The organism is Sulfitobacter sp. 1A13496 (assembly GCF_043557225.1).
GTDB classification, from domain to species: Bacteria; Pseudomonadota; Alphaproteobacteria; order Rhodobacterales; family Rhodobacteraceae; genus Sulfitobacter; species Sulfitobacter faviae.
In genome coordinates, this window is sequence record NZ_JBIFFP010000006.1 from 19,053 (window position 1) to 39,383 (window position 20,331).

A 20,331-nucleotide genomic window follows, 5' to 3' on the forward strand; every position below is an offset into this window, starting at 1 on the left:
GTCAGTACCGGATCTTGGGGTCGATCCATCCGTAAAGGATGTCGACCACGAGGTTGAAGAAGATGGTCAGCGCGCCGACGAGGATCGTCACCCCCATCATCACCGCGTAGTCGCGGTTCAGCGCTGAATCGACGAATGCCTTGCCGATGCCGCCGGTGGAGAAATAGATGTCGACCACCACGGAGCCGGTGATCATCGCCACGAAGGCCGGCCCAAGGTAGGAAATCACCGGCAGCATCGCCGGTTTCAGCGCGTGGCGCAGGATCACCCGGCGCTCGGGCAGACCCTTGGCGCGGGCGGTGCGGATGTGGTTCGAGGTCAGCACCTCGAGCATCGACGACCGGGTGATCCGCGCGATCGAGGCCATGAAGGACGTGGACAGCGCGATCACCGGCATGATCCAATATTCCGGCCCCTGCCAGCCGCCGCCCGGCAGCCAGCCGAGCCAGAGCGTGAAGACCAGCACGAGGATCGGCGCCATCACGAAGTTCGGCAGCACCTGCGCGCCGATGGAGACGCCGACGGCGGCATAGTCCAGCGCCGAGTTGTGCCGCACGGCAGCGGCGACGCCGAGGCTCACGCCGACGATGACCGCCACGGCGAAGGACAAAAGACCGTAGGTCAGCGTGATCGGGAAACCTTGGGCGATGATCTCGTTCACCGAGCGGTCCTTGTAAACAAAGCTCGGCCCGAAATCGAACTCGGTGACGATGCCCCAGACGTAAGTTGTGATCTGCTTCCACAGCGGATCGTCCAGCCCGTATTTCGCATTGAGATTGGCCAGCACCTGCGGCGGCAACTCGCGCTCCGAGGTGAAGGGGCCACCGGGCGCGGAATGCATCAGCAGGAAAGAGATGACGATCAAGACCAGAAGCGTCGGAATAGCGATGGCAAGGCGCTTGAAGATGTAACTGAGCAAGAGGCGCGCGCTCCGAATACGGGGTTTGTGGGGGTGTAGAATAGAATCGGGCAGCCCGTGCCATAACCGCCGGGCTGCCCGAATGTCGAGAGGTTACTCTGCGGTACGGTAGAGGTCTTTGCCGTACCACGTGTTGTTCACGTTGTTCTCGGGCAGACCTTCGATGTCTTCCGCGATCATGTCGACGTTCGCGTAATGGTAGATCGGGATGATCGGCATTTCCTCGGCCAAGATCTTCTCCGCCTCTTGATAAAGCGGCTGCGGATCTTCGGCGGTCTTGCTGTCCTTCATGAGCTTGTCATAGGCGTCGTTATAGAACTCGCCGTTGTTGTGGCCCGAATAGGAAGTCATGAGGTCGAGATAGGTCGACGCCTCGTTGTAGTCACCGCACCAAGCATAACGCGCCATGTCGTAGTCTTGGTTCTGCATCCGGTCGGTGTGGACCTTCCACTCATAGTTGTCGAGCGTGAGGTTCACACCGATCTGCTTGAGCATCTGCGAGGCTGCGATGGCGATCTTCTTGTGATCTTCCGAAGTGTTATACTGCAGCGTCAGATCCAGCGGGTTGTCGGGCCCGTAGCCCGCCTCGGCCAGCAGTTCCTTGGCCTTCTCCACCCGCTGCGCCTGATCCATGTTATCGGCCCAGTCCAGTTCGGGACGCTCGAAATCGGCAATCGCCCAGTGGGTCCAGTTGTACGAAGGCTTCTGGCCGCCCTGCAGGATGCGGTCGACGATGATGTCGCGGTCGATGGCATAGGCCAGCGCCTTGCGCACATTGACGTTTTTCAACGCCTCCGGCCCCTTCTCGCCCACGTTTAGCATGTAGATGTAGGAGCAGTTATAGGGGGTGGAGACCGCCTGTTCGGGGTACTCTTTCTTCAGACGCGGATACTGCCCGGCGGGGATGTCCACGCGGTCCAGCTCACCGGCCAGATAGCGGGTCAGCGCTTGGTTCACGTCGTTGATCGTCAGCGCGATGATCTCTTCCATCACCACGTTCTCGGCATCCCAATAGGTGTCATTCTTCTCCATCACGACGCGCTCGCCCAACTGATGCTCGACCAGCGTATAGGCGCCGTTGCCGACAAGCGTGCCTGCATCGGTCCAGTCGTCGCCATGTTCCTCGACCACGCTTTGCAGCACGGGGAAGGTCGAGCCGTGCACCAGCATCTGCGGGAAATAGGGCAGCGGCGTGGTGATCTTGACCTCAAGCGTGTGATCGTCGATGGCGCGGATACCCAGCTCCTCGGGGGATTTCTCCCCGGCGATGATCTCGGGCGCGTTTTCGACCTGCATCAACTCCATGTACCAAGCGTATTCCGAGGCGGTCGCCGGGTCGGCCAAACGGCGCCATGAATAGACGAAGTCATTCGCCGTGACCGGCTCGCCGTTGGACCACTTGGCGTCGTCGCGCAGGTTGAACGTATAGGTCTTGCCGTCTTCCGAAACTTCGTGGTCGAGCGCGACACCGGGGACCAGCTCACCGTTGCCGTCCTCGTTGTAGAGCCCTTCGAAGAGGTTACGCAGCACGTCCGAACCTTCAACGTCGGTGTTGATCTGCGGGTCCATCGACTTGATCGCGTCGAGCAGCCAGAAGGTATAGGTTTGATCTTCGGCAAGATTCACGCCTTCAGGCACATCGGCGGCATGGGCCTGAAACGCAAGGCTCAGCGCCAATGCGGAGGATGCGAGTGTGGTGCGTAGCTTCATGGTGACTCTCCGTTGTTTGAAAGTTCGTGTTCTGATTGAAAAGTAATCAATCGAAAACGAAGAGCACATGCAAGACGTTGCCTCGCGTCAGCCAAACACGGCGGCTTCGCGCCGAGGCGGCGCGAGGTTGCAAAGATTGGTGCCCGGTCTGCCCCGGGCGGCGGGTTTCGACCCTGCGTAGAGCGCGCCTAGCCGCGCGCACCCCATGTGTCGGACAAGCGGTAGCCGCCCGGCCAAGGGTCATCGGGGTCGAGCATATGTTGGTGGATGCCCGTGACCCAGCCCCGGCCTGACAGTTCTGGCTGGATGGCCATATGTTCGCCCACCCGCGTCTCGCCCAAGATGCGCCCCGTGAAGGTCGACCCGATCAGCGACACGGTGGTCAGACTGTCCTCCAGTCCCATTTCCCCCCGCGCGTGCAGCAGGGCCATTCGCGCGCAAAGGGCGGTGCCAGTGGGGGAGCGGTCCACCTTGCCGGGCTGGATCGCGACCGCCGCCCCGGCGCGCAGGCCGGTCTCATCGCGGGTCACCGGTCCGGCGAACAGACAGAAAGAGAAATGCTGCCAATCAGGGTTCTCAGGGTGGTCGAACCGCATCGCCGCATTGGCCGCATCGGTGATCCGCACGCCGAGCCGCGCGATGCCATGGGCCTCATGCGCCTCTAGCGAAAACCCCATGGCGGCGGCATCGACGACCACAAAACTGTCGCCGCCATAGGCGGTATCGACAGTGAGCGTGCCCAGCCCTTTGACCTCAAGCGGCACATCCAGACGCGCCGCGAAGCTTGGCAGGTTCTGCACGAAAATACGCTCCGCCTTGCCATTGCGACATTCGGCGCGGACCTTCACCAGCCCGCCCGGCGCTTCGAGGGTTAGCTCCGTCACAGGCTCCGTCATCGGCAGGATGCCCCCGTCGAGCAGCACGGTCGAGACGCAGATCGAATTGGAACCGGACATCGGCGGCGTGTCCTCCGGCTCCATGATGATGAAGGCCGCATCGGCGCGGGGGTCTTTCGGCGGGACCAGAAGGTTCACATGGCGAAACACCCCGCCGCGCGGCTCGTTCAACACGAAGTTGCGCAGGGTCTCATCCCGCGCGATCCAGCGGCTCTGCTCCCACAGCGTCTCCCCCGGCGGCGGGGCGATACCGCCGACGATCACATCGCCCACCTCACCCTCGGCATGGGCCGAGATCACATGAACCGTCTTGCTGCTACGCATCCTTCGTCTCCTCCTCGGTCAGCCATCTCGGCAAGGCTTCCCCCGCCTGCCCCGTCACGGCGGCCTCCACACAATCGGCGATACTCCCAAAGCGCACGGCCCGGCCCGACAGACCGGGGGCGTAATGGGCGTATTTGCCCGAGTTGGTCATCAACACCTTGGCCGAGGGCGGGAAAACCGGCTCGGAAATCGAGCACCAGCAGATGTCGGGCACCACCTGCACGCCCGCGGCCTCCAGCCGCGCCACGGTGCCGTCATCGCGCGCCGCCTGCAGCGTGTCTTGGCCGAGCGTCACGATGACAGCCGTGTCGGCATGGCGCTTGCGCCCGGCGAGGGCGGTGTCGAGCGCGCGGCATTCCGCGTGAGAGAAATGCGGGCTGCCGAAGGCCACGAGATCGACCGTCGCGGCCCCGGCGTTGAACTGCCGCCAAACGCGGCGCAGGTCATCGGATGTGAGGCGAACCGTATCGGCCTCCGCGACAGGGGGCAAATCGGCTTCGGGTGTGATCCCGGCGACATGCAGCATTGGGGCCGCGGAGGTGGTGCCAAAGGCCGCGCAGAGCGCTTTGAGGTCATCCTCATTCGGGGCGGCCCCCTCCAACCCACGCAGAAGCGGGATCCGGTCCGGGGCGGCCTGCCCCGCAAGCCAGCCCAGCATCGGCCAGATCGCCTCGTCATACTGCGCGGGCAGTTCCACTTCGATCACCCGGCGCGGGGCGCGATGTTCCTCCAGATAGACCCCTGAGAGCGGCGCGCGCGCCGTGAGCGCGATGCACAGGTCGAGAAAATCGGGATGTTTCACCGTCCGCGCACCAAGCACGCTATTGGCATAGATCACCGCGTTTGACTCCGACCACGCGATGAATTCGCCGCGTTCGGGCGGGGCGGGCAATTGGTAGGGCGCGCAGGTGAAACTGGGCCGCGCGCCCATGGTGACATAGGCGTCGGCCAAACGGCTGGCGGGCAGGCCGAAGTCCGGCGGCACGCCTTGATCGCGCCAATTGCCGTGATCGACCGAGATCGCGTTCATCGTGGTCGGCACGCGCACCTTCGAGCCCATATCGGCCATAGTCTGGGCAAAGAGCAGGTTGGCGGGGCTGGCGTAGATGCAGCCGTCGATATGCACGCGCGTCACGTCGACCAGCCGCTCGGCCCCCTGCCCCCGCGCCATGGTGCAAGTGATCTCCGTCGCCAGTTGCACGGCTTTGCCCTCGGCCCCGTCCAGCATCGCCTGATCCTCGGCGGTGAGATGCAGGGGGCGGGCGGGCCTGTCCGACAGGGGCAGATCCCAGTCATCGGTGCTGAGCATCTCAGGCGTGATCCGCGCGCTGCGGGACTTGGCGAGCAGGTCGTAATCCTCGGCCCCGAGGCGCAGCACCGCGAGCGGCTTGTCGAACATCTTGCCCGCGATCAACGCGCCCAGGGTCAGGATGTCTTCGGCCTCGCGAAACACGAGGGCAGCAGGGGCATGACCGTTCAGCGCCAGTTCCAGCAGCACGCCACTGCCGGTGCAGGAGCCGCGGCTGGTGGGCATGAGCAGGATCTTCCCCGCCAGCGACTGACCGCACAGCGGGTGATGCGCGTCGATGACCTTGCCGCTGGCCGGATCTACGCCGCCCCAAAAACTCAACCCCTCGGAGGAAGCGAGCACCGCGCCTTGGGCCTCGGCGGGAACGATGATTTGCGCCATGGGGTGCTTCTCCAATTCAGGTGACCACAAAGCCGTGCGCGAAGGGGTCACGCTCGTCGATGAAAATGGTGTTAAAGCCCGTCACCCGCGCCCAACCGGTGATGGAGGGGATGATCGCGGGCCTGCCCGCCACCTCTGCCGCCGCTTCGACACGGCCTTTGAACATGGAGCCGATGATGGATTCATGCACGAAATCATCGCCGACATTCAGCTTGCCCTTGGCCGCCAGCTGCGCCATCCGCGCCGAAGTGCCGGTGCCGCAGGGCGAGCGGTCGATCGCCTTGTCACCGTAGAAAACCGCGTTGCGGGCGTGGGCTTCGGGCGCTTGGGCGGCACCGGTCCAGAGGATATGGCTCAGCCCGTTGATCGCGGGATGTTCGGGGTGGGTGAACTCATATTTCGCATTGAGCGCGGTACGGAGTTTGGGGCTCAGACCGACCAGTTCGGAGACCGAGAAATCCGCCATATCGCGGAAGTTCTTCTGCGGCTCGACGATGGCATAGAAGTTCCCGCCATAGGCCACATCGACCACCACTTCGCCCAAACCCTCGACCTCTGCCGTCAGCCCTTCGGCGTGGAGGAAGGCGGGCACGTTGGTCAGGCGCACCTCTTCGACGAAACGCCCCTCTTGCCGGTAGGTCACATCGACCCGCCCGGCAGGGGTTTCAAGGCGCAATTGGCCGGGGGTGGCGGGGGTAACCAGCCCGTTCTCAAGCGCGATGGTGACGGTGCCGATGGTGCCGTGGCCGCACATCGGCAGGCAGCCCGAGGTCTCGATGAACAGCACTGCGATGTCGCAATCATCCCGCGTCGGCGGGTAAAGGATCGCGCCTGACATCTGGTCGTGCCCACGCGGCTCAAACATCAGACCGGTGCGGATCCAGTCGTATTCCGCCAGAAAATGGGCGCGCTTTTCCAGCATGTTCGCGCCCTTCAACAGCGGCGCGCCGCCGGTGACGAGCCGTACCGGATTGCCGCAGGTATGGCCGTCGATACAGGGAAATGTGTGTTGCGTCATGTCAGCCTCTAGAAACGGGCGGGAGAGAAGGGGGTCAGGTCGATGCCGGGGTCTTGACCGGTCATCAGATCCGCGATGATGGCGGCGGTGCCTGCCGATTGGGTGAGGCCCAGATGCCCGTGGCCAAAGGCGCAGTAGACATCTGGCCGGTTCGGCAACGCACCGATGGCGGGCAGGCTGTCGGGCAGTGAGGGGCGGAAACCCATCCACTGCCTGCCACCCGAGGTGTCGAGCCCCGGCAGAAAGCGCTTGGCCTTTTTCAGCATCGCATCGGCCCGGGCAAAGTTCGGCGGCAGGTCGAGCCCGCCGAGTTCCACCGCCCCGCCGACGCGCAGCCCATGGCCCACCTTGCTGATGACAAAGCCATGGCCGCCGAAAGTGATCTGGCGCTTCAGGTCGAAGGCACCACTGGGCAGGGTCGTGTTATAGCCGCGCTCGGTCTCAAGCGGGATTTTCACGCCAGCGGTCCGCGCGAGGTGATGCGAATGCGCCCCTGCGGCCAGCACCACGCGGCCCGGCATCAGGCCAGCGGCGGTCTCGACCCCGCCCGCGACGAGACGTTCGGCGCGGGTGATGGTGATCTCTCCGCCCCCGGCCCGGAAGCGTTCGGCCATCGCCAGCACATAGTCGCGCGGGTCCGAGATCGACTGCCATTCCGGGGTGAAGGTCGCATGGGTGAAGCCGGGCGCAAGACCGGGTTGATAGGCCGCAATCTCATCGCCCTTGAGATGGGTGAAGGCAATCCCCGCCTCTTCGCGGGCCTGCCATCCGGGGAGGGAGGCGCGGAACTCGGCCTCGCTCTCATAGACCTGCAACTGCCCGTCATGGCGCAGCATATGGGCCAGACCGCTCAGCGCCAGATGCGGGTCGAGCGCGGCCTGCGAGAGCTTCATCAGCGCCGTCTGCGCCACGGTCGAGGCCCGCACCTGCGCGGGCCAGCTTGCTTTCCAGAAACGCCACATCCACGGAGCGATCCGCCCGGCATAGCGCGGCGGCACCGACAGCGGCCCCAGCGGATCAAGCAGCCATTTCGGCGCCTGCCGGATCATCCGGGGCGAGGCGAGCGGCAGGATCTCGGTAAAAGCAAAAGCGCCCGCGTTGCCCGCCGAGGCGCCCGCTGCCGGGCCTTCACGGTCGATCACCCGCACGGGCAGCCCGCGCGCCTGAAGCGCCAGCGCGATAGACAGGCCCACCACGCCCGCGCCGACGACCGTCACCGGGGTTTGGTTCATTACCGCACGCTCGACAGGAATTGACGGGTCTCTTCTTGCTGCGGATCGCCAAAGATCTGATCCGGCGCGCCGATCTCGGCCATGACGCCCTTGTGAAAGAAGGCCACACGGTCCGACACATCGCGTGCGAAACTCATCTCATGGGTGACACAGATCATCGTCATCCCTTCATCTGCCAGCAGTTTGAGCGTGTCCAGCACCTCGCCCACCAGTTGCGGGTCGAGGGCCGAGGTCACCTCGTCAAAGAGAATGTAATCGGGCGACATCGCCAATGCACGCGCAATCGCCATCCGCTGCTGCTGCCCGCCCGACAGGCGGCTAGGGTAAACATCGAGCTTATCGGCCAGACCGACATGCGAAAGCTGCTGCACCGCGATCTCTTCGGCCTCTTTGCGGGCGATGCCTTTGACTTTGCGCGGGGCCAGCGTGACGTTTTCCAACACCGTCAAATGCGGAAAAGCGTTGAACTGCTGGAACACGATGCCGATCTTGCGGCGCAGCTTGTTCAGGTCGGTGTCGCGGGCGTGGACCTCGGTCCCGTCGACAACGATGCGGCCACTGTCGATCGGCTCCAACCCGTTGATGCAGGTCAGCAGCGTCGATTTACCCGAACCAGAGCCGCCGATCACCGAGACGACCTCGCCCTTCTGCACGGTCAGGTCGATGCCCTTGAGCACCTGAAGCGCACCAAAGGATTTGTGGACGTTTTCAATCTCAATCATTTTCTTGCCACCTTTTTTCCAAGCGGCTGCCAAGCCGGGCAATGGGGAAACTGAGCGCGAAGTAGATCGCGCCGGTCACGAGCAGGATGAACATCGGCTCTTGCAGGCGTGTCACCAGAATTTGCGAGGCGCGCAGCAATTCGATGATGCCAAGCCACATCACCAGCGCGCTGTCTTTCATCACACCGAGCGTCAGGCCGATCCAACTGGGCAGGCCAACCCGCAGCGCCATGGGAAAGACGATCTGCGTGAGATCCTGCCCCCATGTCATGCCGAGCGAGCGCGCCGCACGGCGGGTGACCGAAGGCACCGCCTCGATCGCGCCGCGCACGATCTCGGTGCAATAGGCCGAGGTATAAAGCGCCAGCACGATGCAGGAGGTCACGAAGGGCGAAATCCCCCAGCCCGCGATGGCCTGAAAGGCGTTGGCGAGGATCAATTGGATCAGCAGCGGGACCGAGCGGAAGATATCCAGCACGAAGGTCAGCGGCAGCGCCGCCCATGGACTGATCTGGCTGCGCAGCACCCCGAAGAACACCCCCAGCAGCGTGCCGCCCACCACCGCGAAGGCGGTGACCGAAAGCGTCACCCCTGCGCCTTTGAGCATGAACAACAGGTCGTTGAAGGTCAGAGCCGTATCAAACATCTATTCTCTTCCTTCAGTAGCGAAACAGGCGGGCCGCAAGCAGCCGTGCGCCAAGCATCACGGTCTTGGCGATCACGTAGTAGATCACCGCCGCCAATGCGAAGAATTCAAAGGTTCGGAAGCTGCGCGCGTTGAGGTCTTGCGTCACCCCGGCGAGATCCGAATTCAGCCCCACCGTGACACCCAGAGAGGTCATCAAGATCGCCCAGATCATCTGGTTCGTCGTCGGCAGGAACGAGATGCGGAACATCTGCGGCAGGATGATCAAGCGAAACGCCTTGGCCTGCCCCATGCCCAGTGACCGCCCGGCGCGCAGCTGCGTGCCCGGAATGGCGCGCATCGCGCCGCGGAACGTCTCGCAAAGGTAGCCCGCGTTGTTGAAGGCGATCCCGGCTAGCAGCGCGGCGTAGGGGCTGAGATAGATCCCGAAAGACCCAAGCCCAAAATGCGCCATGTAAATCTGAAACAGCGCCGGCGTGTTGCGCGCCACTTCGACCCATGCGGTCGCAGGCGCCCGCAGCCAAGCCGATTTGGCATCCCGGCCCACGGCCAGCAGCACGGCGATGGCAATGCCGATGAGCATCGACAGGATCGATATTTGCAGCGTGACCAGCGCGCCTTCCAGCATCTCTGGTAAGGCGCGAAAAGCCTGTCGCCATTGAAAGGTATAGTTGCCCATCTCTTGCTCCGATCAGCGGTTATCGGCAGGGGGGCCGCAGGTCGCGGCCCCCGCATTCATCAGCGATAGGCTTTGGCGATGGTCAGATCCGGCGCTTCGCCGCCGACCCATTTGTCGAACAGTTCCTGATAACGGCCCGAGCGCACCTGCTGGTTCACGAAGAGGTCGAGGTAGTTCAGCAGACCGTATTCCTGACGCAGGCCGATCAGACCGACATAGTCCACGTCAAACGGCGCATCGCCCGCGATAGTCAACCCGTCGAACTTGCCGCTCGCCACGATGGAGGAGGCCACGGTGGAGGTCACGACCGTCGCGTCGATCTGGCCTTGGGCCAGCGACAGGAAGACGTCCGCTTGGCTCTGGTAGGAACGGAAGCTGCCTTCGTCCCATGCGTCGACCTGCTCTTCCAGCGCGATGGCTTCGAAAGTGCCCGCGACGGAGCCCACGGTCTTGCCCTTGAGGCTTTCAAAACTGTCGACGCCCGCGTCTTCGCGGGTCAGCACAACGTTGGTGAAGGCGAAATAGGGCACCGAGAAACCAACGGTCTTGGCGCGCTCCAGCGTGTCGGAGGTGGAGGCAACACCCACATCCGCACGGCCCGAGACGAGGGCGGGGATACGGTCGGGGAAGGGCGTCTCCACGATTTCGGCTTCGACGCCAAGGGCGGCGGCCAGATCGTTGCAATAGTCCACATCGAAGCCGACGGGCGTATTGCTGTCATCGCGCGAGCCCATGGGCGGGAAGTCCAGCACCACGGCGCAGCGCAGCGTGCCCGAAGAAATGATGTCGTCCAGTTTGTCGGCCTGAGCGGCGGTGCCGATCACGGTCGCAGCCACGAGGCTCCCGGCGAGTTGCGTGAATTTCATAGGTATCTCCCTCTTGGGTTGGTCGCCCCCGACTCTCTCTGGACGGGGTGCGGGGTGGTATGAAGGAACAATGTCTTCATTAAAAATACAATATGTATTTTTAACTTTTACCGGCATGTCGACATATTTTTGATACATTCCGGTGTGGCCAGCAGGCTCGTGAAAGAGCAGCCGGTTGGGCGGCTCCCCCACGGCGCAACAAATGCGAAAAGCCGGGCGCGGCCCGGCTTTTACGATCTCAGATTATTCCGCCGCGTCTTCCGGCAGCAGCGCCTCGGGCAGGTTCTGATAGGACACGGGCCGCAGGAAACGGCGGATCGACAGGGTGCCCACGCTGGTCGCGCCGAAGTTGGTGCTGGCCGGATACGGCCCACCATGCACCATGGAATCCACCACCTCGACCCCTGTCGGGAAACCGTTGGCCAGCAGGCGACCCGCCTTGCGCTCCAGCACCGGCATAAGGTCGCGCGCGGCGTCGACATCCGCGTCATCCATATGCAGGGTGATGGTCAATTGCCCGTCCAATTCCAAAGCCAGCGCGCGCATCTCTTCGAGCGAAGAGATGCGCACCACCAATCCGAGAGGGCCGAAGACCTCTTCATGCAGCGCCGGATTGGCCTTGAACTCTTCGCCCGTGGTTTCGAACAAGGCCGGCGCGGCGGTGCGGCCTTCGCTGTCGGCCAGATGCACCTGGCGCAGGCTTGGCGCGGATTTGAACTTGTCCCGCCCTGCGCAATAGGCCTCCGCGATACCGTCTGTCAGCATGGCCTGCGGGGCCACGTCTTGCAGCGCTGTGGCCGCGTTTTGCACAAAGACGTCGGCGCCCGGCCCGTCGACCACCACGGCAATGCCGGGATTGGTGCAGAACTGGCCCGCGCCCATGGTCAGCGATGCCGCCCAGCCCTTGCCAAGCTCTTCGGCCCGCGCCGCCATCGCGGCGGGCAGCATGAACATCGGGTTGACCGAGCCCAACTCGCCAAAGAAGGGGATCGGCTCTGACCGCGCGGCGCAGAGATCGAAGAGCGCCCGGCCCCCGGCGAGCGAGCCGGTGAAACCCACGGCCTTGATCCGCGGATGTTGTACGACGGCCTGCCCCACGGCGCGGTTGCCGCCTTGGATCAGCGAGAAGACCCCGCGCGGCATGCCGCAGCTTTCCACGGCCGCACGGATCGCTTCGGCCACGATCTCTCCGGTGCCGGGATGGGCGGAGTGGCCTTTCACCACGACCGGACAGCCCGCCGCCAGCGCCGCTGCGGTGTCACCGCCCGCCACGGAGAAAGCCAGCGGGAAGTTCGACGCGCCAAAGACGGCCACGGGGCCGATGGGGCGCTGCACCATGGTGATCGCCGGGCGCGGGGCGGGCTGGCGTTCGGGCATGGCGGCATCAAAGCGGCGGTCGAGGTAGTCACCCTTTTCGATATGCGCCGCGAACAGGCGGAGTTGGCCCACGGTCCGGCCCCGCTCCCCTTCCAGCCGCGCTTCGGGCAGACCGCTTTCTTGGCTGCCGATCTCGGTGATCTCGGCCCCGCGGGCGTCGATCTCATCGGCGATGGCGTTGAGGAATTTGGCCCGGGTCGCGCGGCTGGAATAGCCATAGTCCCAAAACGCCGCTTCGGCGGCTTCGCAGGCTTGGTCGACCATTTCCACCGTGCCGACCGAGAAGTCATGCGCCCGCCCATGGGCCGGGCTAGAGCTAAAGCGGTCATCGGTGGCGACCCATTCGCCAGCGATCAGGTGTTTGCCATGGGGGGTAAAGGCCATCGTCTATCCTTTCATGCGGGCCGCGGCCCGGTGTCAGCTTGCGTCTCTCCGCATCTGCATACATGATGTATGCATGATTGCAACCCAAGCCCTGCGAGGATCCAGATGGCCGACACAACCCTCTCTCACGATGACCTGACCGCGATGGTCATTCGGATTTTCCAAGGCGCGGGCCTGTCGCCCCTAAATGCCGCCGCCCTCGCGCGGGTGATTGTCGCGGGCGAAGGCGATGCCTGCAAATCGCACGGCATCTACCGGATCGAAGGCTGCCTGCGCACGATCAAAGCAGGCAAAGTGGTTCCCGACGCCGTGCCGCAGGTGACCCAAGACGACAGCGCAATCGTACGGGTGAACGCGGGCGGTGGGTTCTCCAACGCCGCCTTTGAGGCAGGCGCGCCGGTGCTCGCAGAGCGTTGCCGCACGACGGGAATCGCCGCCATGGTGATCAACGATTGCACCCATTTCGCCGCCCTCTGGCCCGAGATCGAGGCGCTGACCGAGATGGGCCTCGCGGCCATGGCCATGTGCCCCAGCTATGCCAGCGTCGCCCCTTCTGGCGGCACCGACCCCTTGATGGGGACCAACCCTTTCGCCTTTGGCTGGCCCCGGGAAGGGGGCGACCCTTACGTTTTCGATTTCGCCACCAGCGTCGCCGCGCGGGGGGAGATCGAATTGCACCGCCGCGCGGGCACGCCCCTGCCCGAAGGCTGGGCCATCGCACCCGATGGCAGCCCGACGACCGACCCCGAAGCCGCCCTCGCCGGGGCCATGCTGCCCTTCGGCGGGCACAAGGGGTCGGCCATCTCGACCATGATCGAATTGCTTGCTGGGGTGATGATCGGTGACCTGACCAGCCCTGAAGCGCGCGAGGCCTTGGGCGCGCTCACCCTCGCGCCCGCGCATGGCGAATTGATCATCGCCTTCGACCCCAAGACGTTTGCCGCAGGCCGCCCCGGCGATCCCTTCGCGCGGGCGGAAACCCTCTTTGATGCGATCACTGGCCAAGGCGCGCGGCTGCCCTCGCAGCGCCGTTTCAAGGCGCGTGCGGAGACGCGGGCCAAGGGGATTCCCCTGACGGAGGCCGAAATGCGCAGCCTTGAGCGTTTGCTGGCCGAAGGGCTCGACGCCGTCTGACCCCCTCCGCGCGCCACCCTCCCGCGGGGGTGAGGCGCGGTCCCGCCCAAACCCGCTTCAAAGCGCCGCAAAATCTTGCTGCCACCGCAGGGCGAATATCACAAAAAAGCGGCGATCCTACGGAAATCAAGGCGAAATTTTGTGCAGCCCCCGCCGCGCAGCAGGCGGATCGGCGGTTTTCCGCGCTGCCCTGCGGCATTCCGCTGATAGTTGCAATATCAAGTTTCCAGCCTCCGCAAAAAGATTAGATAGGGAAAAAATTGCACACTCTTAACGTGTCTTCTGAGGTATTGTTTTGCCGAATTTCCCGACTGCACGACCGATTGAACAGCGGTCCGAAACCCTAGAACGCCGCCAGTTCCTCACCCTCTCCGCCGCGTCCTTTGCCGCCGCGCTCATGCCGCGGCACAGCGCGGCGCAGGAGGTGCCCGCCGCCTCCTTCACCTTCGACGGGCTGGTCGAAGATATGCGGCGATTGGCCCAGACCTCCTATATGGCCCCGAAGCCTGTCGAAGGCTTCCTTGCCGATCTGGATTACGACGCCTACCAACGCATCCGGTTCCGGCCCGAGCAGGCCCGCTGGCAGGAAAAGGGCGTGGCCTTCAGGCTGCACGCCTTCCACCCCGGCTGGCTGTTTAAGGAAGCGGTGAAAATCAACGAGGTCCGGGGCGACGCGGTGGAACCGATGGGCTTTACCACCGCCGATTTTGAGTATGACGACGAAGAACTCGCCAAGTCGATCCCGCCCAATGCCGTGATGCCGGGCGTCGCCGGTTTCCGCCTGCACACCCCGCTCAACCGGGCCGATATTTTCGATGAATTGATCGTCTTCCAAGGGGCGAGTTATTTCCGCGCCTTGGGCAAGGACACGCTCTATGGGCTGAGCGCGCGGGGCTTGGCCGTCAACACCGGCCTGCCCGAAGGCGAGGAATTCCCCCGCTTCAGCGAGGTTTGGCTGCGCCGCCCCGAACCGGGTGACGATAGCGCCACGATCTATGCCGCACTCGACAGCCCCTCGGTGACCGGGGCCTATCAATTCGTGATCACACCGGGCGAAGACACCACCGTCGAAGTCACCATGCGGCTCTTCCTGCGCGAAGACATCAAACAGCTTGGCATCGCGCCGCTGACCTCGATGTTTTTGCACAATGGCGCGGATAAGGGGAATTTCGACGATTTCCGCCCCGCGGTGCATGACAGCGAAGTCTTGGTGCTGAACACAGGCGAGGATACCACCCTCTGCCGCCCGCTGAACAATCCGCCGCGTTTGGCGAGTTCCTATTTCGGGGCGCAGAGCCCGCGGTCTTTCGGACTGGCGCAGCGCAACCGGGACTTTGAGCATTACCTCGACGCGCAGGCCCATTACGAACGCCGCCCCTCGCTGATGATCGAACCCATGGGCGACTGGGGCAAAGGCACGCTGCGGCTGGTCGAGATACCTTCGGATCTGGAAGGCAATGACAATATCGTGGCCTATTGGATCCCCGAAGGGGAGACCCGCGCGGGCGATGAACTGGCCTACGGCTACCGCATGCACTGGGGGATGACCCCGCCGGGCGCGACGCCGCAGACCCTTGGTCGCGTGGTACGGCTGCGCTCGGGCCATGGCGGGGTGGCGGGTGTTGAGGCGGACACCGAGACCCGCAAATTCGTCATCGACTTCGCCGGCGGACAGCTTAGCGATATGCCGAGCGACGCCGAGCTTGAACCCGTCACCAGCGCACAAAACGGCGAGATCGTTGAGGCGATCCTAAGCCGGGTGGATGGCAGGGACGAATGGCGTCTGGTGCTGGAACTGCGCGCCGAGCCTGATGCCATCGTCGAGATCAAGGCAGTTCTATCGGGATATGACCGCAATCTGACAGAGACATGGGTGTACCAATGGATCAACGCATGACCCTTCAAAACGCGACGACCCCCACTTCCGCAATGGCTGGCGAGGCCGAGAACTGGATGCCGCCCGCCGCCCCGCTTGCGATGCCACGGCAGAGCTTGGAACGGCGCGGCCATCTGGCCGGGCTCGCCGACCTTGCGCGGGAATTTCTGCTGCGGCGTAAGGCCTGAGCACCATGGCACCCCAGCACAGGCAGATCGCGGCGGATGGCCCGACCCGTTTTGCACGGGCGGTCGCCCTGCTGTTGTCGCTCGGCTCCGCAGCCCTTGCCGCGACCCTTTTGGCCGAGGCTGCGGCGCGGGATGGGTTCAGCGGCTGGGACGGCCTCCGCGCCCTGCTCGTTTTCGCCACCACCGCTTGGTTGGCTTGGGGCGCGTCACTGGCGCTCATCGGGCTTTTCGGCGGCAGATCAACGCCGCCCCGCCCCGCGCTTGAGGCACCCCAGCCGCGCACGGTGATCGCGGTGCCCATCTGCAACGAAGACCCGCTGACCACCTTCGCCCGCATCGCCGCGATTGACCGCTCCGTCGCCCGAGCCGGGGTTACGGCGGATTTCGTCGTTCTGTCCGACACCCGCGATGACGCACTGGCCGGGAAAGAGCAATTCGCCTTCGCCCGTCTGCTGCGCGAGACCGAGGGCCAAGGGCGCATCTTCTACCGCAGACGGCAGGACAATGCGGGCCGCAAGGCGGGCAATATCGAAGAGTTCATTCGCAGCTACGGCGGGGCCTATGACTTTGCCGTGATCCTTGACGCCGACAGTCTGATGGAGGGCGAGACGATCCGCGCCATGATCGCGCGGATGCAGGCCGATCCGCAGCTAGGGCTCTTGCAAACCCTGCCCAAGATCATCGGCGCGCGGTCTTTCTTTGGCCGCGCTTTGCAGTTCGCCTCGTGGTTCCACGGGCCGATCTTCACCCGTGGCCTTGCCCGGATGCAGGGGGCGACGGGGCCGTTTTGGGGCCATAACGCAATCATCCGCGTCCGCGCCTTTGCCGAAAGCTGTGGCCTGCCCGAACTCTCCGGCCCGCCGCCCTTGGGCGGGCATATCCTGAGCCACGATTATGTCGAGGCGGCCTTGCTCGCCCGCGCGGGTTGGAAGGTCGAGGTGGATGAGACCTTGAGCGGCTCCTTTGAGGAGGGCCCCGAAAACGTCCTCTCCTTCGCGCGGCGCGAGCGGCGCTGGTGCCAAGGCAACCTGCAACATGCGCGGCTGATCTTTGCGCCCGGCTTGGCGGGGTGGAGCCGCTTTGTCTTTTTGCAGAATGTGACCGCCTATGTGGTTTCGCTTCTCTGGGCGGCTTTTCTGATCACCTCGGCGATCAGCACGCTCTACGCGCCGCCGCCGGAGTATTTCCCCGGCCCCTATCAGCTTTTCCCCGTCTTCCCCGATACCAGCGCGCGCGAGATCACGCTGCTGGCCTTGGGCGTCTTGGGGCTGCTGGTGGTGCCAAAGCTGCTGATCCTGATCCATGCACTTCTGACCGACCGGGCACGCGACTTTGGCCGTGCTTTGCGGATGGCGCTCTCGGTGCTGACCGAGATCGTGCTGACCACGCTTCTGGCCCCCCTGATGCTGCTCTACCACAGTCGCGCGGTGATGCAGGTGCTGTCGGGCCAAGACGGCGGCTGGCCCGCCAACCAGCGCAACGAGGGCCAGTTGAGTTTGGCCGATGGCTGGGCGGCGGGCCGGTGGATCGTGTTCATCGGGGCGGTGATCCTCGCGGCGGTACAATGGGTCGCGCCCGATCTGACCGTCTGGCTGCTGCCCGTCGCGGTCCCGATGCTGCTGGCGCCGCTGCTCATCGCCTGGACCTCCCGCCCCCTGCCCCGCGGGCTTTTCGCCGTGCCCGAGGATGCCGCGCCGCGCGATGTCGTCGCCGAATACGACAGTATCTGCGATGTCTGGCGGCTGACGTGGAATGACGAGCATCTGATGCCAGAACCCAAACCGGCGGATCTGCCCCATGCCACCGCCTAAAACCGGGCTATCGCCCGCCGCTCGGGCTGCCGGCGCGGTTCCCAAATCCGCCCGCGATCCGCGCATCGACCTGTTTCGCGGGCTGGCGCTGGTGATGATTTTCATCAACCACGTCCCGGGCAACCCCTATGAGGCCCTGACCATTCGCAACCTCGGTTTCGCGGACGCGGCAGAGGCGTTCTTCCTCATGTCCGGCATCGCCGCAGGCTTGGCCTATACGCCGCGTTTTATCGCGCGAGGCAGGGTGCGCCACGGCCTCTGGCGCGCCATCGCGCCCCTGTGGAAACGGGCGTGGTCGCTTTACGTGGTGCAACTCCTGCTCTCAGCAGTGGCCTTGGGCATCTTCGCCGCTGCCTTCCAGATCACGACAGAGGCCGCGTTCCTGACCAAGATCAACATGCGGCAGGTCTTCCAAAATCCGACCCAAAGCGTGATCGGCATTCCGCTTTTGACGCATCAGTTCGGCTATGTGAACATCCTGCCCGCCTATTCCGTCCTGCTGATCTGCGCCCCGGCGGCGATCATGCTGGGGCTGCGCTGGCCGCGCCTGCTTCTCGCGCTGTCGCTGGTGCTTTGGCTGCTGACCGGTGTCTTCCGGCTGAACCTGCCGAACTACCCCAACCCCGGCGGCTGGTTCTTCAACCCTTTCGCATGGCAGGCGATCTTTGTCTGCGGATTGCTGGTGGGCCTAAGCCAGCGGCAGGGCTACCGATTTTTCCCGAACTCGCAAGCGCTGTTTTGGCTGTCCGTCGCTATCCTGCTGGGCGTTCTCGCATGGCGCTATGTGCCGGGTTTGGGCCGTTTCCTGAACCTCCAAATGCATCATATGAGAGAGGCCGGGGTGCCCTTCAACATCACTTCGCACGACAAGACCTATCTCTCCGCCCCGCGGTTCGTTCACATTCTGGCCCTGGGATATTTCCTGTCACAGTTGCAGACCGTCACCCGCCTTTCGGCCCATGCAATGGCCAGCCCCGTCCGGTTGATCGGTCGGCATGGGCTGCTGGTCTTTGCCAGCGGCACCGTTCTGGCGCTGATCTGTCAGGTTGCGATGATGGCACGGCCCGAAGCGCAGTGGATGCCGTGGGTTCTGCCTGTTGTCGGAACGGCGGCGCTCTATGGCATCGCTTGGATTGCAGAGACCTCGCGGCAGGTGCTTGCCGCACCGGCTGAACCCGCACCCGTCTCGCTTAAAGCACAAACCGTAGAAGCCGCCCCGTAGCCTTCACCAACGCCGATCGTCGCTGCGCCCCCATTTGCGCCACGCAAGCCATGCAAGCCCCAGCCCGCCCGCGATCAGTGCCATGTGCCGCGGGCGAATGCCCCGCCCGGTGGCGGTGTTTTCGCCCGGATGGTAGCGCGGGTCGAGCAAGCGGGTGTTGGCGAGGAATCCACCGACAACAGTCTCGCTGCCCCGGAACACCGCCCGCAGGCCACGGCCCTTCTTGCGGTTGAGGGTTTCGATGGTCCCGATCATCGACTTCTTCTCTTCCATCACCTCGGCCACACGTTCGGGCGGCAGGCCGAGGTGTTCGGCAATCAAGCGGGTTCTGAACCCTTCGATCACTTTCGCTGGGTGTTCGATCGCCACGTCACACTCGGTATCAAACCCCATGGAGCGGTTGTTAAGGTTGCTGGAGCCGAGGCGCAAAAGATGATCGTCGATGATCATGATCTTCGCATGGACATAGATCGGCTCCCCCTCATCGGTGACGGGGAAATAGATCCGGAAACGGTTCTGGTGATCCGCGCGTTTCAGGTCTTCCACAAGCCGCTCACGCAGCACATGCATGGCGTCGTCTTCCAACTGGGATTCCGCATCGCGCGGGTTGATGATGACGATCTCCGGCCCATCCTCTTCGGCCAACCGCGTCTTGAGCGCGTCGCAAACCGAGGCGGCGGCGAGGTATTGCGATTCAATATAGATATAGTCACGCGCCGATTGGATCCCCGCGATATAGAGGCGTTCGATCTCATTGATCATCGGCTCTTCGTCAAAAGGCGGCTCGGTCCGGGCGATGCCCACCTCGACGCCTTCGGCATCAATCGGCAGGTCTTCGGGCCATTCGGACATGGGCACATCCTCAGGGCGCGCGATCTCATCCCCCGTGGCGCGGAACCAACGCCGACGCGAAAGCTCACCCAAGGCGGCGGCGGCGGGGCCGGACATGGCCGAAGTCGCGTCATGCCAAGGGTCAGAGGGCGTGCCATCCTTGCGCAGGCGGCGCGGGTCGTGCGGCAGATGGTCGGGCGTGTCCCACCGGTCTTCGGTCGCGTCGATCCCGCCGCAAAAGGCCAAGGCATCGTCGGCCACGACGATTTTTTGGTGGTGGCAGGCGCCGAAGGGGTGGTGGCCGTCCAAGGCAAAGTGAATCCGGTCGCCACCGAATAGGCTCAGCGCCAGTGAGGGCACCAATCGCCCCGGCGCGGCCAGCACAGCGCCGTTCCATTTCAGCAGGTAGACATGCAGATCCGGCGTCCGCTCCACCACCGCCTCGACAAAAGCGCCAAGCTGGTTGGGATAGCTGTCGGGTGCGTTGCCGTCTTCGTCACTTTCGCCCGGCAGCATCTCAAGCTCGAAATCGAAATCCCAGCCGATCAGCATCAACTGCTGCCGCGCCCCGAGGAAAATCTCGCGCAAGACACGGAAATAATCCGCCGCATCGACGATGAGGCCAAACCGATCGGCCCGGGCGACGCGCCATGTGGTCTTGTCATTGAACAGGCTTTGGCCGTTGGCCGCTTGCGGGTGGTTCGTCTTAGCCAGTTCCAAATCGCCCTGCACGTTTTGTCCCTCTCTCTTCGATCCTACAGGGCTAAACGCCCATTCCCGCGCGAAGTTGCATCGATGCGTAAATA

At 64.0% G+C, this 20,331-nt stretch carries 17 protein-coding genes; 5 read left to right on the top strand and 12 right to left on the bottom strand.

Annotated features, from left to right (window positions below):
- Position 1: 1 nt before the first annotated feature.
- From oppB to ACGYLX_RS13770, 11 genes are all read right to left on the bottom strand, one after another.
- Complete coding sequence (gene oppB, locus ACGYLX_RS13720) at positions 2 to 919, bottom strand: oligopeptide ABC transporter permease OppB (RefSeq protein WP_394450197.1); 918 nt, start codon at positions 917 to 919, stop codon at positions 2 to 4.
- A gap of 93 nt (positions 920 to 1,012) precedes the next feature.
- Complete coding sequence (locus tag ACGYLX_RS13725; protein WP_394450199.1) at positions 1,013 to 2,629, bottom strand: peptide ABC transporter substrate-binding protein; 1,617 nt, start codon at positions 2,627 to 2,629, stop codon at positions 1,013 to 1,015.
- 188 nt (positions 2,630 to 2,817) lie between these two features.
- Positions 2,818 to 3,849, bottom strand: a complete 1,032-nt coding sequence (locus ACGYLX_RS13730; RefSeq protein WP_394450201.1) for a proline racemase family protein — start codon at positions 3,847 to 3,849, stop codon at positions 2,818 to 2,820.
- Entirely contained in the window at positions 3,842 to 5,539 is a 1,698-nt protein-coding gene (locus ACGYLX_RS13735) for an aconitase X (protein WP_394450203.1), read from the bottom strand. Before ACGYLX_RS13735 ends, ACGYLX_RS13730 begins: the two co-directional genes overlap by 8 nt.
- Positions 5,540 to 5,555: 16 nt before the next feature.
- Positions 5,556 to 6,557, bottom strand: coding sequence for a 4-hydroxyproline epimerase (locus tag ACGYLX_RS13740; RefSeq protein ID WP_394450205.1), 1,002 nt, complete (start codon positions 6,555 to 6,557; stop codon positions 5,556 to 5,558).
- An 8-nt stretch (positions 6,558 to 6,565) separates the two neighbouring features.
- Entirely contained in the window at positions 6,566 to 7,789 is a 1,224-nt protein-coding gene (locus ACGYLX_RS13745; protein WP_394450207.1) for an NAD(P)/FAD-dependent oxidoreductase, read from the bottom strand.
- Positions 7,789 to 8,511 carry an amino acid ABC transporter ATP-binding protein gene (locus ACGYLX_RS13750; protein ID WP_209219145.1) on the bottom strand — a complete coding sequence of 241 codons (723 nt, stop codon included), beginning with the start codon at positions 8,509 to 8,511 and terminating at the stop codon, positions 7,789 to 7,791. The genes ACGYLX_RS13745 and ACGYLX_RS13750 overlap by 1 nt, the downstream gene beginning before the upstream one ends.
- Positions 8,504 to 9,157 carry an amino acid ABC transporter permease gene (locus ACGYLX_RS13755; protein ID WP_067260889.1) on the bottom strand — a complete coding sequence of 218 codons (654 nt, stop codon included), beginning with the start codon at positions 9,155 to 9,157 and terminating at the stop codon, positions 8,504 to 8,506. The genes ACGYLX_RS13750 and ACGYLX_RS13755 overlap by 8 nt, the downstream gene beginning before the upstream one ends.
- Before the next feature lie 13 nt (positions 9,158 to 9,170).
- Positions 9,171 to 9,836 carry an amino acid ABC transporter permease gene (locus ACGYLX_RS13760; RefSeq protein ID WP_067260891.1) on the bottom strand — a complete coding sequence of 222 codons (666 nt, stop codon included), beginning with the start codon at positions 9,834 to 9,836 and terminating at the stop codon, positions 9,171 to 9,173.
- A 59-nt stretch (positions 9,837 to 9,895) separates the two neighbouring features.
- A complete protein-coding gene (locus ACGYLX_RS13765) occupies positions 9,896 to 10,702 on the bottom strand; it encodes a transporter substrate-binding domain-containing protein (RefSeq protein ID WP_067260893.1) in 807 nt (268 codons plus the stop codon).
- Between the two features lie 243 nt (positions 10,703 to 10,945).
- The gene (locus ACGYLX_RS13770; protein ID WP_394450209.1) at positions 10,946 to 12,463 is read right to left on the bottom strand and encodes an aldehyde dehydrogenase (NADP(+)); all 1,518 of its coding nucleotides are present in this window, start codon (positions 12,461 to 12,463) and stop codon (positions 10,946 to 10,948) included.
- Between the two features lie 105 nt (positions 12,464 to 12,568).
- On the opposite strand from ACGYLX_RS13770, the gene ACGYLX_RS13775 reads away from it, so the two are divergent.
- The 5 genes from ACGYLX_RS13775 to ACGYLX_RS13795 all read left to right on the top strand — a co-directional run bounded on the left by ACGYLX_RS13775 (position 12,569) and on the right by ACGYLX_RS13795 (position 18,694).
- Positions 12,569 to 13,597 carry an Ldh family oxidoreductase gene (locus ACGYLX_RS13775; protein ID WP_394450211.1) on the top strand — a complete coding sequence of 343 codons (1,029 nt, stop codon included), beginning with the start codon at positions 12,569 to 12,571 and terminating at the stop codon, positions 13,595 to 13,597.
- A 397-nt stretch (positions 13,598 to 13,994) separates the two neighbouring features.
- Positions 13,995 to 15,494 (top strand): glucan biosynthesis protein, encoded by a 1,500-nt coding sequence (locus ACGYLX_RS13780; protein ID WP_394450397.1) that lies wholly within the window; start codon positions 13,995 to 13,997, stop codon positions 15,492 to 15,494.
- Positions 15,491 to 15,661: a hypothetical protein gene (locus ACGYLX_RS13785; RefSeq protein ID WP_394450213.1), complete on the top strand. Its 171-nt coding sequence runs from the start codon at positions 15,491 to 15,493 to the stop codon at positions 15,659 to 15,661. The genes ACGYLX_RS13780 and ACGYLX_RS13785 overlap by 4 nt, the downstream gene beginning before the upstream one ends.
- Before the next feature lie 5 nt (positions 15,662 to 15,666).
- Complete coding sequence (gene mdoH / locus ACGYLX_RS13790; protein ID WP_394450215.1) at positions 15,667 to 17,472, top strand: glucans biosynthesis glucosyltransferase MdoH; 1,806 nt, start codon at positions 15,667 to 15,669, stop codon at positions 17,470 to 17,472.
- Positions 17,459 to 18,694 (top strand): OpgC family protein, encoded by a 1,236-nt coding sequence (locus ACGYLX_RS13795; protein ID WP_394450217.1) that lies wholly within the window; start codon positions 17,459 to 17,461, stop codon positions 18,692 to 18,694. Before mdoH ends, ACGYLX_RS13795 begins: the two co-directional genes overlap by 14 nt.
- Positions 18,695 to 18,697: 3 nt before the next feature.
- Here the strand turns inward: ACGYLX_RS13795 and ACGYLX_RS13800 are convergent, their stop codons facing one another.
- Positions 18,698 to 20,257 carry a phospholipase D-like domain-containing protein gene (locus ACGYLX_RS13800; protein WP_394450219.1) on the bottom strand — a complete coding sequence of 520 codons (1,560 nt, stop codon included), beginning with the start codon at positions 20,255 to 20,257 and terminating at the stop codon, positions 18,698 to 18,700.
- Positions 20,258 to 20,331 lie beyond the last annotated feature (74 nt).

What these genes read in the sequence shown, in the direction of transcription:
- ACGYLX_RS13725 (WP_394450199.1), bottom strand. Translation starts at nt 2,629, where the DNA reads ATGAAGCTACGCACCACACTCGCATCCTCCGCATTGGCGCTGAGCCTT.
- ACGYLX_RS13730 (WP_394450201.1), bottom strand. Translation starts at nt 3,849, where the DNA reads ATGCGTAGCAGCAAGACGGTTCATGTGATCTCGGCCCATGCCGAGGGT.
- ACGYLX_RS13735 (WP_394450203.1), bottom strand. Translation starts at nt 5,539, where the DNA reads ATGGCGCAAATCATCGTTCCCGCCGAGGCCCAAGGCGCGGTGCTCGCT.
- ACGYLX_RS13740 (WP_394450205.1), bottom strand. Translation starts at nt 6,557, where the DNA reads ATGACGCAACACACATTTCCCTGTATCGACGGCCATACCTGCGGCAAT.
- ACGYLX_RS13745 (WP_394450207.1), bottom strand. Translation starts at nt 7,789, where the DNA reads ATGAACCAAACCCCGGTGACGGTCGTCGGCGCGGGCGTGGTGGGCCTG.
- ACGYLX_RS13750 (WP_209219145.1), bottom strand. Translation starts at nt 8,511, where the DNA reads ATGATTGAGATTGAAAACGTCCACAAATCCTTTGGTGCGCTTCAGGTG.
- ACGYLX_RS13755 (WP_067260889.1), bottom strand. Translation starts at nt 9,157, where the DNA reads ATGTTTGATACGGCTCTGACCTTCAACGACCTGTTGTTCATGCTCAAA.
- ACGYLX_RS13760 (WP_067260891.1), bottom strand. Translation starts at nt 9,836, where the DNA reads ATGGGCAACTATACCTTTCAATGGCGACAGGCTTTTCGCGCCTTACCA.
- ACGYLX_RS13765 (WP_067260893.1), bottom strand. Translation starts at nt 10,702, where the DNA reads ATGAAATTCACGCAACTCGCCGGGAGCCTCGTGGCTGCGACCGTGATC.
- ACGYLX_RS13770 (WP_394450209.1), bottom strand. Translation starts at nt 12,463, where the DNA reads ATGGCCTTTACCCCCCATGGCAAACACCTGATCGCTGGCGAATGGGTC.
- ACGYLX_RS13775 (WP_394450211.1), top strand. Translation starts at nt 12,569, where the DNA reads ATGGCCGACACAACCCTCTCTCACGATGACCTGACCGCGATGGTCATT.
- ACGYLX_RS13780 (WP_394450397.1), top strand. Translation starts at nt 13,995, where the DNA reads ATGCCGCGGCACAGCGCGGCGCAGGAGGTGCCCGCCGCCTCCTTCACC.
- ACGYLX_RS13785 (WP_394450213.1), top strand. Translation starts at nt 15,491, where the DNA reads ATGACCCTTCAAAACGCGACGACCCCCACTTCCGCAATGGCTGGCGAG.
- mdoH (WP_394450215.1), top strand. Translation starts at nt 15,667, where the DNA reads ATGGCACCCCAGCACAGGCAGATCGCGGCGGATGGCCCGACCCGTTTT.
- ACGYLX_RS13795 (WP_394450217.1), top strand. Translation starts at nt 17,459, where the DNA reads ATGCCACCGCCTAAAACCGGGCTATCGCCCGCCGCTCGGGCTGCCGGC.